Raw genomic sequence first — 16549 nt, 5'->3', positions numbered from 1 at the left:
AATTACTTTTTATTAAAAAAAGCCAAAAAGCATACTTTTTTACTCTTGTTTCACGTAAAATGAAATAGACCTATTTTTATAGGAGAATATAGAAGTTGGTAAAAAAAGGAGAATATTATGGGGATAATCGGAATTGATTTAGGGACATCAAATAGTTTAGTGTCTTTTTGGGATGGCACGACCGTTCAACTGATTAAGAATCAATTTGGACAAACACTCACACCATCAGTCGTCGGCGTGGATGATAACGGTGATATTTTGATTGGAGCGATTGCTAAAGAGCGGCTGATCAGTCATCCACAATTAACAGCAGCTACCTTTAAACGATTTATGGGAACGGATAAAACATATGATTTAGGCGGACATTCCTTTACACCTATCGAATTGTCTTCTTTCATTTTGCGCAGTTTGAAAGAAGATGCTGAAACAGTTTTACAGCAACCATGTAATGATGTTGTGATCAGTGTACCAGCTTATTTTAATAATGCGCAACGTGAAGCAACTATAGAAGCGGCGAAGTTAGCAGGCTTGACTGTGCAAAATCTGATTAGCGAACCTACAGCAGCTGCTATAGCTTATGGTTTCTACAAAGAAGCCGATCAATCGATCTTAGTCGTTGATTTAGGTGGTGGAACCTTTGACGTGTCTTTATTGGAGATGTTCGACGGTATCATGCAAGTGGAAGCTATTTCTGGAGATAACCACTTAGGCGGAGAAGACTTCACTCAGGTGATCGTCAGAGACTGCATAAGCGAGCTTAAATTAACCGGTACTGTTTTACCTGCAATAACACAATCTGTGTTATACCAAAAAGCAGAGCTATTGAAGCATACATTAACAACACAATTATTAGGCTCATTTGATTTTGAATGGGAAGATACTACCTACTCTTACCAGCTATCGCAAGAACATTACAAAGAACTTTGTGAGCCGTTACTTGCTAAAATGCGTCAACCGATCGGACGTGTTTTAAATGATGGCCGAATCAGTATTCAGGAGGTCGATCAAGTCATTTTGATCGGTGGAGCTACAAAAAATCCGATTGTTCGCAACTATTTTGCCCGTTTGTTAAAAACGATCCCTTACACGCAAATCAATCCGGATGAAGCAGTGGGTCGTGGAGCAGGACTTCAAGCTGCTCTAAAACAAGACCGCTCGATGGTCAGTGAAATGATCTTAACAGACGTTTGCGGGCATACCCTAGGTGTCGACTCTGTTAATCAAACTAGTACAGGCTATATCGATGGTGTCTTTTCCCCGATTATTGAACGAAATACCACGATCCCTGTCAGTAAAATGAAAACTTTTTATACACTGAGAGATAACCAAGATCATGTTCATTTCGCAATTTACCAAGGAGAAAATCCAATGGCAAAAGATAATTTAAAAATCGGTGAATTGGATATTAAGATTCCTCCTGCACCAGAAAATAGTCCCATTGATTGTCGGTTCACCTATGATTCTAATGGCCTTTTGGAAGTACTCGTCACCGATCAAAGTGGTCGTTCTAAACAATTGATCATTGAAAGCTCTCCTGGAAAACTAACACAAAAACAAATGCAGGAAAGTTTAGCAAAATTAAACGCGCTAAAAGTTCATCCACGAGATCGCGCTGAAAATCGTTTATTGCTAGCGCGTTTAGAACGTCTCTATGCAGAAACAACAGGAGCCATGAGAGAACAAGTTCAATTACTACTCTTTCATTTCAGAGATGTCCTAGAAAAACAAGAAGAAATTTTAACGAAACGAACTGCGGCCGAAATCACCCAACAACTAGATGAGCTAGAAAAAGGATTATGGTTATGAGTCCCTAAAAAATTTTAATGCTTGCTACGATCAATTGAACTAAATTCAGAAAGTCTAACTACTATTTTTCTAAAAAAATTCCTATTTTCTGACAATAAACTGCAAAATCTGTTAGAATACACTGACTACCTTTCAGAAAATATGAATACTGTTATAGAAAATAAATTGAATCCCCTATTTCTTAAAATCGACAAAAGAGTCTCTATATCTCGTGAAACAAACTCAAATAAAATTTATTGTTTCTGATCAAGATAATGACCAAGAAGAAAAATTGATACGTACATTTGATGAACAAGGTAGATTAGCGCACGTTTTTAGACCTAACTGGGAAGAAGTTGACGAGGAAATGATTCATTATTCTAATCGAGAAGCTTTCAAAAATATCCCGATTTTACTAGAAGAACCTGATTAATGACAAAGGATGTTTATATGAAGAAAAGAAACGTTTTATTGAAAATTTGCTCACTTATATTAGTTATAGGTTATTTTTCAGGCATTTTTACGGCTGCTGACGCTTATGCCCAAGAAGATATTTTAACGATCACTCAAAATGCCGGCTATCAAACAAACGAAGTATACAAACCTCAGGCCTCAATCGTGATTGAAGCTCAAACTGGGCAAGTCCTTTGGGAAGATAATCCCGACTTAAAATGGAATCCAGCCAGTATCGCCAAGTTAATGTCCGTTTATCTTGTTTTTGAAGCGATGAAACAAGGTAAATTTACGTTGGATACCACAGTTAAAGCGACAGATAGCGACCAAGCAATTTCTCAAATTTACGAGTTAAGTAACAATTCGATCGTTGCAGGTGTCGATTATCCTGTTCGTGATTTGCTTTATGCAACTCTTGTTCAGTCATCTAATGTGGCAACTGTGATGCTAGCTAATTTAGTCACAGCAAACGATGAAGCAAAGTTTATCCATATGATGAATGATAAAGCCAAAGAACTCGGTATGACAAATTCAACATTTTATAATTGCAGCGGTGCTGAAACAGGTTCTTTCAACGGTTACTACAAACCAGAAGGAATCGATCCTAACGCTGATAACATAACAACTGCTCGAGATTTGGCGATCTTATCTTATCACTTATTAAAAAATTATCCAGATACAGTCATGTATACTAGTCCAACCCAAATCACCATTATGGAAAATACACCCTACGCTGAGATTTTGGAAAATCATAACTATTCTTTACCTGGCCTAGCGTATGGCTATGAAGGGGCTGATGGGTTAAAAACAGGATCCAGTCCTACTGGTGGTTTCAACTATGCAGCAACTGCTAAACGTGAAAATACGCGTTTGATCGAAATTGTATTAGGTGTTGGAAATTGGGAAGATCAAGAAGGTGAACTTCAACGCCACGCATTTGGTAATGCCCTTTTCGACAAGGCTTTTGCCACCTATGAGTATAAACAATTGCTTTCTAAAGGAAATCAGACCATCAATAAAGAAGAAGTAATCTTAGAGCAAGATTTTTATGGTGTTATTCAAAAAAATACCGAACCAGTTTTTACACTATCTGCTAATACATTAACAATGAATAATGGCCTTGCTCAAGTCTCCCCTACGATCAAAGCGCCAAGTGCTGAATTTAAATACGCTAAAAAGCTAAAAGCATTACAAAACTCGCCTCTCCTTAAAAATACAAAGAAGAAGAATAGTTTTTCAACCTTTTTCCTTAACGGCTTGTTGATTATTCTAGGTCTCTTGTTTGCGGTCTTATCAAAGCTGTTTAAAAAAGAAGCAACAGATGCAAACAAGGCGAAAAAATTCAATCTGTTATTAACCATAGGGATTTTATTTATTCTTGCCGGAATTGGTCTCAGTATTTATACAGTGATTTTTGGACCTTTAATTTGATTATATTTTTAATGATATTGATAACGAAAAACAGTGAAGAATCGCTTCTTCACTGTTTTTATTTGCTTTTCCAACATGACTTGGCAAAGCTATACTTTATAAGATTCACACAAATTTGGGTAAGAAATTGGGTCAGAATATTAAAAATTAGTATTTAGATAGTAGGGAATTATTTATTTTTCTTTAGTTGTTTGATTTCTTTTTCGATTTGGCTAATTTGTTTACCTAAAGTTTTTTGTTCATTTTTATCACGTGAAACTTTTTTCTTATTGATCAATTCTTGTTTTTCTTGGATCAAGGCATTGATTTTAGCTGTATTATCTTCTACTGATGTAGATGGTGTTGTTGCCTCTTCTGTTGAACCGCCTGTTGTGCTACCATTTTTCAACGCTTGAATTTCGCGTTCGATTTCACCAATACGGATACCCAAGGCTTTTTGCTCTTTCGGATCACGACTAACTTTTTTCTTGTTGATTGCTTCCTGTTTTTCTTGGATCAAGGCATTGATTTTTGAAGTTGTATCTTCGCCTGACGTTGGTGGTGGTGTTGTATTTCCAGTTGAACCGCCTGTTGATCCGCCTATTTTTAATGCTTGGATTTCACGTTCGATTTCACCGATACGGATGCCTAAAGCTTTTTGTTCTTGCCAATCACGACTAACTTTTTTCTTATTGATCGCTTCTTGTTTTTCTTGAATCAACTCATTGATTTTTTCAGTATTATCTACAAATTGAGTTGAGTTTGCCTGTACTTGAGTCGCACTTGCTAAAAATCCTGTTCCTCCGATTGATAAAGCTAAACCAGCAACTACTGCACCTTTTACAAATTTGTTCATTCTAAATTCCTCCAATTTATTTTTTTGTTCGAATACTACTGTTTATATGATAATAGTCCCGATACACAGATTATACCCACTGTTTCAAAAAAAGTAAACTATTATTTTATAAATAGTAGTGTTGATTATTTCCACTTTGATCGAAAAAGTTTAAAAAGACTGTTATATCAAGGATTTATGCTCTTTTTTTTAAATAAAAAAGGTTAAAAAAATACCCTTTTTACATGAGATCAAGTAAAAAGGATATTTTTTTCATCATTAGAGGAAATAATCGTTACATTGAGCCTTTAAATACATCTGCATTTTTCACAAAATAATCGACTCCTGAATAGATCGTAAACAGCAGACAAATATACAACATGATTTGATCAACAGGAAAACCAATTGCTGTAAACGGAATATTATTGATAAACAATAAGATGATTGCCACCATCTGCGTTGCCGTTTTTACTTTTCCTGGCCAAGCAGCAGCCATTACTTCGCCGCCTTCAACTAATAACAAGCGTAATCCAGTTACAGCTAGTTCTCTACATACAATAATCGCAACGACCCAAGTTGGTGCTTTTTGTTGTCCTACTAAAACGATAAAAGCAGTCATCACCAACATTTTATCTGCCAATGGATCAGCGAATTTACCGAAATTTGTTACTAAACCACGTGCACGAGCAATTTTTCCGTCCAACCAGTCGGTAATACTTGCTACTGCGAAAATGATCGCTCCAACTAATTGCGTAACTGCTAGAGATGTACCCGCTATGGTAAGTGTACCCCAATCCATCGGTATGCTAACGACAGCGATAAAAATTGGAATCATGAATATTCTAATAACTGTTAATTTATTTGGTAAGTTCAATGCCTGTTGCCCCTCTCTTCTATTTACCTATTTTACGTTATCTTATAGAAGGTGTCACGAAAAATGATATTTTTTTTATTCAAAAATGGAATACTCACGTAAGTTCTCAAAAAATAAGCGATGAACAGTGTTTCGTTGTCCTTCGCTTATTTCTTGTGTCCTTAATTGCGGATCTTTATTGTGCTGGTTGTGAGTGCTCAGATTGTTGTGTTTGTGCATAAGCTAATGACATATTGATATTTCTCGGTCCAATTCCTGTACCATTCGGATTGAATTCCGCTTTTTGACCATCTAATTTAAATTCCATGTACTCAGATGCACCTAGACTAACAACAATCTGCGTTGTACCTGCTGGAATTTCAACAGATTTAGGTTGCCCTGGCTGAATCGTCTCTTGATAAAAATAGCCATTATCATTATTAGCAGCTGTCGCAATATAAACACCAACCCAACAAGGCCCAGTTACAGCACTAAATTCAAGCTTAGCAGGCTCTGAAACATTGATTGCATTCATATTGACTGTCACACCTGATTCACTAACAAAATTCACTTCAGTTGGTGCTTTAGGCTCTGATGAAGAACTTGATGTTGACGATTCTGTCGTGCTTGTACTTGAAGCCAACGATTGACTTGATTCAGAACTAGGCGTCGAATCTGATTCTCTGATTATCTCAGAGGCTGGCGTTTGAATGATTGGATTTGCTTGACGATCTTGCCATGTAATATAAAAAACAACAATTGCAATGGCTAATCCAATCAAAGAAAAAATAACCGCAGGTAAACTTTGCATGAAACGTTTGCCCTGAGTGTTCTCATCATACATTTGCGTTCGTGATTCATCTAATGTTTGGTATTGGATCGCTGTTTCTATATCTTCTGGTTCCTCGATCCCATCATAAATTTCCACTAATTCATTGCCATCTAGTCCTACTGCACTTGCGTATTGACGAATAAACGCACGCACATAAAAAGTTCCCGGCATAGAATCAAAGTCATTCTCCTCGATAGCGATCAAATAACGCTTTTGTGTCTTAGTAATTTGCTGCAATTCGTCTAATGACATGTTTTGCTGCAGTCGTGCATCTCTTAATTTTTTTCCTATATTTACGCTGGCCACTCGTCCATCTTCTCCAGTCTCTCTAATTTATCAATTTTGCCTATTTAAAGCAGGCTTTCATTCAGTAATCCATTCTCGCATCTGTCTCTGTAAGAGTTAGATAGTCTATCTTTGTATCGATTCCTATCTCACAGTGCTCTGTAAAATCTTTGGGTAAATCCTTAGATTAAGCTATTCCAAGAGCTGATAGATTTACTTTACTCTACTTATCTAAGCATACCATAAAAAATTACTGATGAGGGTAACATTTTTGAAAGTTTTCAACTAAATTTCGGACTTTTTTTGTTTCTGCTATTCAGAGTTCAAGCAAGCCTTATCATCTTGGCTACATCACATACAACATACTTCAAAGGCTTGCTCTCTCACTAGTTCGATCCTTATTTTTTAGGATACATATAAAAGCGACTCAATCCTTCTTGATTGATGAATACTTTTGCTAAGTTTTTCACGTCCGCTAATTGAACACTCTCGATTACTTCTGGTGTATCAAACAACGTTGTTTCCCCAAAAAGTGATTGCGAAAATTGATTGGCGATATATTCTAGTGAATTTAAAGATTGGAAGTATTTGCCAATCAATTTTTTCTTCAATAAAGATAAGTTAGCTTCTGTCAATTCAGGGTTTCCATCTACCGTTAGAAGAATTTCTTCAATCCGTTGTGCCAATAGTTCCGGCTGATCACTGTCACCGCCAAAATCTGCAAAATGGAAACTGCGATCTAAATTAAATTCATAACCAAAACTATCATCCAATAACCCTTCATTATACAAATTCAAATAATTTTGAGAGGTGTTACCGAATAATAATTGCAATAAAAGATTGGCAGTCGTTTTATATTTAAGTAATTCTTTCCCATCTGTTGGCACTTCATCCAGACCCTTCAAGCCCACGATCACTTTAGAACGGCTGATTGGCATCTCGATTGAACTTTCTTTAATGATATCTGCTGCTGTTTCTTTTGGAAAATGGCGTTTGATCGGCATTGCTTTCGCAAATGTTTTGGCCGATTGATTATTTCGGATAAACGTCATCATTTCTTCTGGTTTCATTTTTCCAACAACAAATAATGTCATATTGCTCGGATGATAAAATGTGTTGTAGCAGGTATACAGATCTTCTGCGGTAATTTCCCCAATACTTTCAACTGTCCCAGCAATATCAATGTGTAGCGGATGCTTTGGATAAAGGTTGCCCAACGTGCCAAAAAATAAGCGCCAGTTTGAATCATCCAAATACATTTGAATCTCTTGTCCAATGATTCCTTTTTCTTTCTCAACTGTTTCTTTTGTAAAATACGGATCTTGAACAAAATCTAATAAGGTTTCTAAATTTTGTTCCACTTGATCTGTTGTTGAAAAAAGATAGCTTGTTTTTGTAAAACTTGTAAATGCATTAGCAGAAGCACCTTGACGTCCGAATTGTTGAAAAACATCGCCGTCTTCTTTTTCAAACATTTTATGTTCTAGGAAATGAGCGATTCCATCAGGCACCTTAATAAAATCTTTTTCACCGATTGGTACAAATTCATTATCGATCGAACCGTAGTTTGTAGTGAACAAGCCATAGGTCTTGTTATAGTCTTCTTTCGGCAATAAATAAACAGTCAATCCATTTTCTAGGACTTCTGTATAGAGAACTTCGTTGATTTGTGGATATTCTTTTTTATTCATCGATTTTTTCTCCTTCCAAAAAGAAAATGGCTTGTAATTGGACCAATTTAGCTACTCGTTGAACATCTGCCACTGTGACAGCCTCCATCCGACGAAGCCACTCATCATCTTTTAAACGTAGGTGGGGAATCAAATCATTCAAGTATTCATTTTCTAAAACTGCTCCCGCATTATCTAAAGAAAGTAAATATTGATTTTTTAACATTGCTTTGGTTTGTTTGATTTCTAAATCTGTGACTTTTCCTTGACGGATATTTTCTAATTCCGTTGCAATCAAATGCAGCACTTGATTACGATTACTTCCGTCAATTCCTGTCTGAACACTTAGGAAGCCGCGGAATGTATCAATACTACTAGACGCATAATACGCTAGATTTTCTTTCTCCCGGACGTTCATAAATAATTTAGAATGCGGAAATCCACCGAAAACTCCATTAAATATTTGCAAGGCAAAATAATTCTCATCACCATAATAAACATCAGTATGATAGCCTAAATTCAACTTAGATTGCGCTAATGGCTCTTGTTCAGAACGTTCTTCAATGACATTTCTTGAGGGTTGTGCATAAAAAATATCAGCGATTCCTGATGCGCGGTCTTCAAAGGGCAATTTACTGAATAGCGCAGTAACTGCTGCTGCTTCGACATCTCCAAGGACAAAAATATCCACTTGGTCTTCACGTAACATTTGTTGATGATACGCAGCAATACTAGTTGACGTTTCCTTTTCCAAATCGGTACTATTGCCGAAACTTGGGATTTTTTGATCTTCTGACTGACTAAAATATAGGTTTTGTAATGCCAAAGAAGAATAGACTTGCTTATCTTCAGAAATGCTTTCATAGTAGGCTTTTAAATTTTCTTTTTCACGCTGGAATGTTTCTTCCTCAAATTTCCCATCAATGATATTGGGATAAAATAAGATTTCTTTGACAAAATCAACTGCATCCGCCAAAACATGACTATGCTCCAAGTACTTATCATTGACCAAATTGATTGAGAGATTCAACCAATGCAAATTGCCTTTTTTGTTAACATTGATGCCAAAGCTAGCACCATATAATTCTGCTAATTTCTCACTTAGTTTCACTTGATCTGGGTAATTTAAACTATTTGTTTCAAGTAAGCTAGATAGCAGCGTCCGCTTCGTTATTGTTTCTTTATTCAAACGCGTATTAAAACGAACTAAAATACGCACCGTTTTATATTTTTCTGTTGGTACAACATGTAAATTGACCCCTTGTGCTAATGTGATCGGCATCTTGTCAGCTCCTCTTTGCTTTTCATCATAATAAAGCCCAGTCTGAAATACAATCATCTGGACGTTTTTAAATGTTTTTTTAAGATTTTCTACATCCATTTAATTATAGCACAGCTCATCAGTCTTTCCTTGCTGGAAGAGTCTTTCATTTCAATTTTTTTCATTTTTTCTGTATACTAAATTTGAGAAAGGGAGGTTAAACTTATGATCAAAGAATTTAAAGAATTTATTATGCGTGGCAATGTCCTTGATTTAGCTGTTGGGGTTGTTATTGGTTCTGCTTTTACTGCGATTGTGACACAAATCGTCAATGGATTGATTACGCCGCTCGTTAGCTTAGTTTTCGTGCTGACCACTGGAGAAAAAAGTGCAGATGACGCGTTAGGCGCACTTGTTTTTAACATTAAAGGCGTGGCATTCAACATTGGGGATGTGATCAGTGCTCTTATTACCTTTTTAATTACAGCCTTTGTTTTATTCCTAATCGTAAAAGCTGTCAATAAGATGAAAAAGAAACCACAACCTGAGGAAGAAGAAGTTGCGGGTCCTACAACAGATGATTTATTAGAACAAATCCGTGATTTGTTAGCAGCACAAAATACTGCGACAACACTGAATGCTACGAAGGATCATGCTGAGAATCATAAAGAATAATTAGCAATAATAACTATTTAGTCACCTGAAAACTTTTCCAACAAATGGCTCTCCATTTGTTGGAAAAGTTTTTTTGATTGATGAACAATTCTTAAAAAAACAACATTTTCCCAGTGATTGCGCTATACTAAAGACAGTCTGTACCATATCAGGGAGGAAATAGGATGAGAAGAAAATGGACTGTAGCTAGTGCTTACATATTAATTTTTGGGTTTCTTGCCGGGATAATCGATCCTCGCCTAGGAACGCTTGTTTTCAATTGTGCTTTGGGGCTTGCGCTTATCATTGGTGGTTGGCAACTTAAAATAAAGCAAAGTTGGATCGCTCGAATTATTTTTGCATTAGGTGTGCTTTGGTTTTTATACTTATTTTTATATTATGTAACCGGGTTTAACAATCCTCAATTTTGATTTTCATAACAAAACCAGACGAGATTAGACAACACACTCATTGCTGAATATGTTTATTCTCTAATCTCGTCTGGTTTATCAAGTGAACTCTTTGATGTAGTTTCCTCTTCTTCTCTTTTTTTGATTGGAGGAACTAGCTTTAAATGATTCTCTTTTACTGGTGGCTCAGCGGGCATTTTTTTTGTCCATTGTTCTACTAGTTTTTGTGTTTCTAGCATTATTTCTTGAATATTTGCTAACCTTTGGCTGACTTTTTCTTCTACTTCTAGTTGCTTTTGTTTACTTTGTGCAACAGCTTCCTGTCCTAGCTTACGTATTTGTTCTTTTTGCTGTTCTTTTTCATCCATCAGACCACCTCTATTCTATCAAAATTTCTATAGTAAAATAGTATCACAGCTTTCGTTCTTTTACTAATCGTTGATCATTAGTTGCTGAAATTTCAATGGTATCCTTCACATCTTCTTCAGAAATCGAAGAATCGAACAGTGAGAATAACTAACTCTAACTTTTGATTTTCTGAATCCTTAAGCTTTCTAGCTTAATCATTCTTGATGCTCAGTTCTACTCCTAAAAAGTTGGTAAACACCAAAATGCCTACCAACTTTCCATTTAGTTTCTTCTCATCTGAACATGAGGAATATCATCTTCTAAATAAACTTCTGAAACAGCTTCGAATCCAAAAGCACCATAAAATTTAGTAAGATGTGCTTGAGCACCAATCACGATTGGGCGATTTGGATAGTTCTCCTCGACTACTTTTAATGTCTCTTTTAAAAGCTTATTCCCTAATTTTTGGTTACGGTACTTAGGATTGATCAACACTCTACCAAACGTTACCGTATCCCCTTGATCGATGATTCGAGTATAGCCAACAATATCTGTTCCCTCCTGCAGCCAAGTATGCCAAGCAACTTCATCTGCATCATCGACTTCTTGATAAGGACAATTCTGTTCCACTACGAATACAACAATTCGCAGTTTTACGATTTCAAGAAACTCTTTCGTCGTCAGCTCTGTCAATTTTTTAATATGATAGTCCATTTTATCGCCCTCCTCAATAAAACAAATAAGAATAAAAATTTTTGCTTACTTCATTTTCAGCGTGCCAGGACCAGAACGATACATGATTTTCACACTTTCACTATCCATTGTCGGATAGATCAAATCGACCAGCACAATATCACCTGTTGTCACAGAGTCTTTCCCTAATTGAACTAGCGTTCCGTCTGATGTTTGTTTGGAATCAAGAGTATGAATAAACTCTTCTTCTTGTAAGTAATCAATATATTTTTGTATATCTTTTTCACTGATGCTACCAGCTTTATACGTCAAGGTTGTTGATCGAACTTTATTTTTTATTTCACTACTCGTACCAACAATTTTTTTCTCGCCAATGACGGAATAAATCGACGGAACCTTATCCTCATTGATTTCAATTTCTGCAGCTGTACTAGATGCACAACTGACAAGCAAGACACTGAATATAACCAATAACCCAACTGACACTATTTTTTTCATTTTATTCTCCTTTTTCTTCATTTAAAGCTTTTATTATAGCACAAATGAAAGCATCTACTCCTACAATTTTGTCACGTTTTAGCAGTTTATACAGATCAAATAAATAATTGGACACCATTCCAAAGATTCAGTAGCAAGACTAAAAGAATAACTACTTGATATACCTGAGTTACTCGTTCAGAAGAAATTTTCCCGCTGATTAAAGCTCCTACAAAGCCACCAACAATAGCGGCTGGAATCACATACACCAAAATAGACAGATCAAAACGCCCAAAGCCAGTAGTTTGTGCGATTGTCACTAATTTTGCTGCTTGTGAAAAGAAAATCGTAATGATTGAGTAAACTGTCGCCTCTTTGATCGGAATCCCAAAACACAGCATCAATAAAGCCACGTTGATTGGTCCACCGCCAATTCCCAACAATGTGGAAATGAAGCCTAAAAATAGTCCAACCACCACATACCAAACAGGATGAGATAAATCAATGGAGCGTTCATTCCCAACTTTTGTATAAAAATACGCAAATAATAATGTGACGATCGTTAATACAATCTGGAGCAACTGTACATATTTTTCATCTGAAAATAGTCTTAATAATAATTCAAATACAGTATTCCCTAAAACTCCACCGATCACCGAACCTAAAGACACAAAGACTGCGATCGGTACTCGTAATTTTAACCCATTCCTCATCTGCCTCAACGTTGAAACGATCGACATGGTAAACACAGCCACACTAGAATAAAACGAGATCGCCGCTAATGGATGAAAATGTAGTGTATCCAGTACCGGTTTAATGATCACTCCGCCGCCCATTCCTGAAATTGCACCAACTGTATTTGCTAAAATAATCACAATAAAATAAATGATTCCTATATACACAGTTTTCATCTCCTCAAAATAACCGCTTTTGCTCTATACTTTTCTTCTTCTGGCAAAATCGACAAACTTGAATTTATCTAATCTATGTCTGGACTCTGTGTATTCAAAACAACGCGTATCTTCCAAACTTACCACACTACGGACCACTACTACATGTGTATCATCCTGAATAGTCATCAATTTCTGGTCCGCATCTGTTACCGCCTCAACGGTGATCTCTTTTTGAGCATAGCTAATCGCCAGACCTAAATCGTTTTCAAAATAATCGTAAATAGAGTCGGCTGCTCGTTCTTTTGGCAATTCATGAATGATTTCTTTTAACAAATAGTCGATATCGATAATAACTACCTCTCCATCGATTTCTCTTTGGCGAACTAAGCGCCAAACTGCTGCATCTTTTTTCCAGCCAGTCAATCGTGCCAAGGATTCACTGACACGTTCTTCTTCAAGCTCCACAACTCTCGTTATACTATGTATTTGTTGGGCGCTTTGCAGTTCTTTATAGCTGATGACACCAGAAATTGGTAAATCAAATTTTCTAACATTCAGAACAATTGATCCTTTACCTTGTTTCTTCTGGATGTATCCAGCATTGATCAATAAATTCAGTGCTTTACGTATCGTTTCTCTTGATACTGAATATTGCTCAACCAATTGGTTTTCACTTGGCAACAGTGTTCCTGGTTGATAATCCCCTTCTAAAATACCTTTTTCAAGTTCCAAAAATATATCATGAAATTTATTCATGTCCATCCCTCCACCTTAGGATACTCAAAGAAAATGATAGCACATTCTCCCCTAAAAAAATAGCATTCTCAATAAGTAAAACCATAACCCAAAAGAATTCTTTTTAGTGATTACACTTGTATTTACAAGCAATCCATACTATAATGAAACCGAAAACGCAACATGTCTATACAAGTTTCGAAATAACTATTAGTCAGGAGCCGTTATCATGAAATTCCTATCTCTCACCATTACTAAAAATACCCTACATATCCAAGAAAAAGAGCAACAAAACCTAATCGCAGAGCAGACATTCACCTTCTCAGACTTTGAGTTTCCGAAAACCGTTGACGCTTTAGCCAACCAAATAAAAGAGCAATTCTCTGCTGCTAACGGTGCTATTTTTAACGATATTCCTACTGATTTTTACACTGAAAACACCAAAGTAACACCTTTGAACGTCAATGTAGAAAATCTAATTAAGCAGTTTTCAGAAATTCTAAACTTACCGATTCTAACCTCGTTTGAAGCAAACGCAACCTCTGATTTAATAGCAGCTTTTAAGAAAAAAGCTGAATATTTAACCTGGAATCTAGACTATTTTGGCTACACTCCAGGTAAGGAAGAGTATTCCACTGAATCCTTGTTAACAATTGGAAATGGCTTTATGGGCTTACGTGGTACGATACCTGAAATGACACTGACAAAAGACCATTACCCAGCTACTTACATTGCTGGACTCTACAATGAAGAGCAATCAGAAGTCGCAGGCCAAATTGTGGAAAATGAAGATTTCGTTAACACACCAAACAACCAATATATCAACATCCAAGTAGCAGGAACAGATGAGTGGCTATCGCTTGAACAGTCCACTTTGCATTACTTGCACAGAAATCTCGACTTAAAGTCAGGGCTATTTACTTCTCATATGATTATTGAAGACAGCAAGCAGCACCAAATAAAAATAACAGCGCAAAAAATAGTCAACATGGCGCAAATGAATAATTACTGCATTAAGTATTCGATCACACCCTTGAACTTTTCTAAATCAATAACCGTAAAAACAGCAACAGACGGCTCCGTTTACAACTTTAACGTGGAACGTTACCGCAATTTAACCGCTAAGCATTTCCACGTAACTCAGCTGATTGCAGATAAAAATAAAACAATGATTGAAGTCCAAACAAACCAATCAAACATCACTATTCAACAAAACACGACGATTACAGGTGATTTTTTTGAAGCAAATGTTGTCAAAAATTCGATTAGTGAAGAACTTATTGAACAAAAAATAACGTTTAATGCTAAACAAAATAACACCTATGCTATGGAAAAACAGGTTCAAGTCAAAACCTCTATTGCCGAAAAAAATTGGGCAAGTCCATCTGTTCCAGCGATTTCCTTTGAAACAGAATTTTCTGAAAGTAAAAAAGCTTGGGCTGCCCTTTGGAAAAAAGCGGATATTCAAGTGACAGGTGATTTAATGTCACAAAAATTACTAAGAATCCATACCTATCATTTGTTTGTCTCTGCTTCACCTTTTAATAACAATGAATTAGATGTTTCAGTCACAGCTCGGGGCTTACATGGTGAAGCTTATCGCGGTCATATTTTCTGGGATGAAATTTTCATCTTACCGTTTTATATTATTCATTTTCCTGAAACAGCCAAACAGCTATTGATGTATCGTTATAATCGTTTGGGTAAAGCGAAAGAAAATGCGAAAGAAAATCACTACGAAGGTGCAATGTATCCTTGGCAATCTGGTTTAGACGGCAGCGAAGATACACAAAAGCTTCACTTAAATCCCTTAAATGGGGAATGGGGAGAAGATCACAGTATTTTGCAACGGCATGTTTCATTAGCGATTGCATATAATATCTGGATGTACTGGAATAACTCTAACGATGACCAATTTATCAAAGAATATGGTGCTGAAATGCTTTTAGAAATCGCCAATTTTTGGCGCAGTGCAACAACCTTTGATCCAATTAGCAATCGCTATTCTATAGATAAAGTCATGGGGCCAGATGAATTCCATGAAGGCTATCCTAACTGTTCAGAGAGTGGTTTGAAAAATAATGCTTACACCAATCTAATGGTCGTTTGGCTATTTGAAGAACTAGAAAATATCCTCTCACTTTTAAATACGCAAGAACGAGATATATTATTTAATAAAACAGGAATCACGAAAGAAAATCTTGAGCAAATGAACGATATGCGTAAGCGCCTGTCGATCGAAATCAACGAAGATGGAATCATTGCTCAATATGAAGGGTATTTTAACTTAAAAGAAATTGATTGGGCGCAAGCAAAAGCAAAATACGGAAACATTTATCGAATGGACCGTATCTTAAAAGCGGAAGGCCGCTCACCTGATGAGTACAAAGTGTCTAAGCAAGCTGATACGTTGATGCTCTTTTATAATTTAAATAAAGAAAAGATCGATGAAATTTTCGAAGAACTCGGCTATACGCTACCTACAGATTATCTTGAAAAAAATCTTTTATATTACTTAAATAGAACCTCTCATGGTTCTACCCTTTCAAGAATCGTCCATGCTCAACTTGCTGAAGAAGTTGCTTTTCATGACTTGTCTTGGGAGCTATACCAAGAAGCACTTTACTCTGACTATCGTGACATCCAAGGCGGAACAACTGCTGAAGGTATTCACACCGGCGTAATGGCTGCGACGATTTATGTCACACTGACCACGTATGCGGGGATCGATATCAAGAAGAAAAACCTAATGATTCAGCCCAATTTACCAAAAAACTGGACGGATATGACCTTTACTGTGGAGCACAAGGGTATCCATTATCAACTGACTATTTCAAACCATTCTGTCCAAATTTATGCATCACAAGATACAATGATCATTATCAAAAACCAGCCTTACCATATTCAAGCAGACACAAAAACAACGATCCCTTACTAATCACAAGATAGGAGAAT

At 36.3% G+C, this 16549-nt stretch carries 16 protein-coding genes; 6 read left to right on the top strand and 10 right to left on the bottom strand.

What is annotated here, in order from left to right; all coding sequences use genetic code 11:
- Positions 1-117 precede the first annotated feature (117 nt).
- The 3 genes from BCR24_RS03325 (at position 118) to BCR24_RS03315 (ending at position 3669) form a co-directional block, all read left to right on the top strand.
- Complete coding sequence (locus BCR24_RS03325; protein WP_069639149.1) at positions 118-1806, top strand: molecular chaperone HscC; 1689 nt, start codon at positions 118-120, stop codon at positions 1804-1806.
- Positions 1807-2017: 211 nt separating this feature from the next.
- Positions 2018-2218 carry a hypothetical protein gene (locus BCR24_RS03320; protein WP_069639148.1) on the top strand — a complete coding sequence of 67 codons (201 nt, stop codon included), beginning with the start codon at positions 2018-2020 and terminating at the stop codon, positions 2216-2218.
- Positions 2219-2235: 17 nt separating this feature from the next.
- Positions 2236-3669, top strand: coding sequence for a DUF1958 domain-containing protein (locus BCR24_RS03315; RefSeq protein ID WP_069639227.1), 1434 nt, complete (start codon positions 2236-2238; stop codon positions 3667-3669).
- 169 nt (positions 3670-3838) lie between these two features.
- Here the strand turns inward: BCR24_RS03315 and BCR24_RS03310 are convergent, their stop codons facing one another.
- The 5 genes from BCR24_RS03310 to yfmF form a co-directional block, all read right to left on the bottom strand.
- Positions 3839-4504 carry a hypothetical protein gene (locus BCR24_RS03310; RefSeq protein ID WP_069639147.1) on the bottom strand — a complete coding sequence of 222 codons (666 nt, stop codon included), beginning with the start codon at positions 4502-4504 and terminating at the stop codon, positions 3839-3841.
- 274 nt (positions 4505-4778) lie between these two features.
- Positions 4779-5357, bottom strand: coding sequence for a CDP-diacylglycerol--glycerol-3-phosphate 3-phosphatidyltransferase (pgsA, locus tag BCR24_RS03305; RefSeq protein WP_069639146.1), 579 nt, complete (start codon positions 5355-5357; stop codon positions 4779-4781).
- Between the two features lie 175 nt (positions 5358-5532).
- Complete coding sequence (locus BCR24_RS03300) at positions 5533-6474, bottom strand: helix-turn-helix domain-containing protein (protein WP_069639145.1); 942 nt, start codon at positions 6472-6474, stop codon at positions 5533-5535.
- Positions 6475-6851: 377 nt separating this feature from the next.
- The gene (gene yfmH / locus BCR24_RS03295) at positions 6852-8144 is read right to left on the bottom strand and encodes an EF-P 5-aminopentanol modification-associated protein YfmH (protein WP_069639144.1); all 1293 of its coding nucleotides are present in this window, start codon (positions 8142-8144) and stop codon (positions 6852-6854) included.
- On the bottom strand, positions 8137-9405 hold the full coding sequence (gene yfmF / locus BCR24_RS03290) for an EF-P 5-aminopentanol modification-associated protein YfmF (protein ID WP_069639226.1): 1269 nt from the start codon (positions 9403-9405) through the stop codon (positions 8137-8139). Before yfmF ends, yfmH begins: the two co-directional genes overlap by 8 nt.
- A 204-nt stretch (positions 9406-9609) precedes the next feature.
- Here yfmF and mscL point away from each other — a divergent pair, with 204 nt between their 5' ends.
- Positions 9610-10059, top strand: a complete 450-nt coding sequence (gene mscL, locus BCR24_RS03285; protein WP_069639143.1) for a large conductance mechanosensitive channel protein MscL — start codon at positions 9610-9612, stop codon at positions 10057-10059.
- 164 nt (positions 10060-10223) lie between these two features.
- Positions 10224-10469 (top strand): hypothetical protein, encoded by a 246-nt coding sequence (locus tag BCR24_RS03280; RefSeq protein WP_069639142.1) that lies wholly within the window; start codon positions 10224-10226, stop codon positions 10467-10469.
- A 53-nt stretch (positions 10470-10522) separates the two neighbouring features.
- On the opposite strand, the gene BCR24_RS03275 is transcribed toward BCR24_RS03280, so the two are convergent.
- The 5 genes from BCR24_RS03275 to treR all read right to left on the bottom strand — a co-directional run bounded on the left by BCR24_RS03275 (position 10523) and on the right by treR (position 13615).
- Complete coding sequence (locus BCR24_RS03275; protein ID WP_069639141.1) at positions 10523-10816, bottom strand: hypothetical protein; 294 nt, start codon at positions 10814-10816, stop codon at positions 10523-10525.
- 262 nt (positions 10817-11078) lie between these two features.
- On the bottom strand, positions 11079-11510 hold the full coding sequence (locus BCR24_RS03270) for a GNAT family N-acetyltransferase (RefSeq protein WP_069639140.1): 432 nt from the start codon (positions 11508-11510) through the stop codon (positions 11079-11081).
- A gap of 45 nt (positions 11511-11555) precedes the next feature.
- The gene (locus tag BCR24_RS03265; RefSeq protein WP_069639139.1) at positions 11556-11987 is read right to left on the bottom strand and encodes a hypothetical protein; all 432 of its coding nucleotides are present in this window, start codon (positions 11985-11987) and stop codon (positions 11556-11558) included.
- A gap of 95 nt (positions 11988-12082) precedes the next feature.
- Positions 12083-12877 (bottom strand): sulfite exporter TauE/SafE family protein, encoded by a 795-nt coding sequence (locus BCR24_RS03260; RefSeq protein WP_204638564.1) that lies wholly within the window; start codon positions 12875-12877, stop codon positions 12083-12085.
- A 24-nt stretch (positions 12878-12901) separates the two neighbouring features.
- Entirely contained in the window at positions 12902-13615 is a 714-nt protein-coding gene (treR, locus tag BCR24_RS03255) for a trehalose operon repressor (protein ID WP_069639137.1), read from the bottom strand.
- A gap of 208 nt (positions 13616-13823) precedes the next feature.
- On the opposite strand from treR, the gene BCR24_RS03250 reads away from it, so the two are divergent.
- A complete protein-coding gene (locus BCR24_RS03250; RefSeq protein ID WP_069639136.1) occupies positions 13824-16532 on the top strand; it encodes a glycoside hydrolase family 65 protein in 2709 nt (902 codons plus the stop codon).
- The last annotated feature ends 17 nt before the right edge of the window (positions 16533-16549 follow it).

Origin of the sequence: Enterococcus ureilyticus (assembly GCF_001730315.1) — a bacterium.
Classification (GTDB): domain Bacteria; phylum Bacillota; class Bacilli; order Lactobacillales; family Enterococcaceae; genus Enterococcus_L; species Enterococcus_L ureilyticus.
This window is presented reverse-complemented; position numbering and strand designations above follow the sequence as displayed.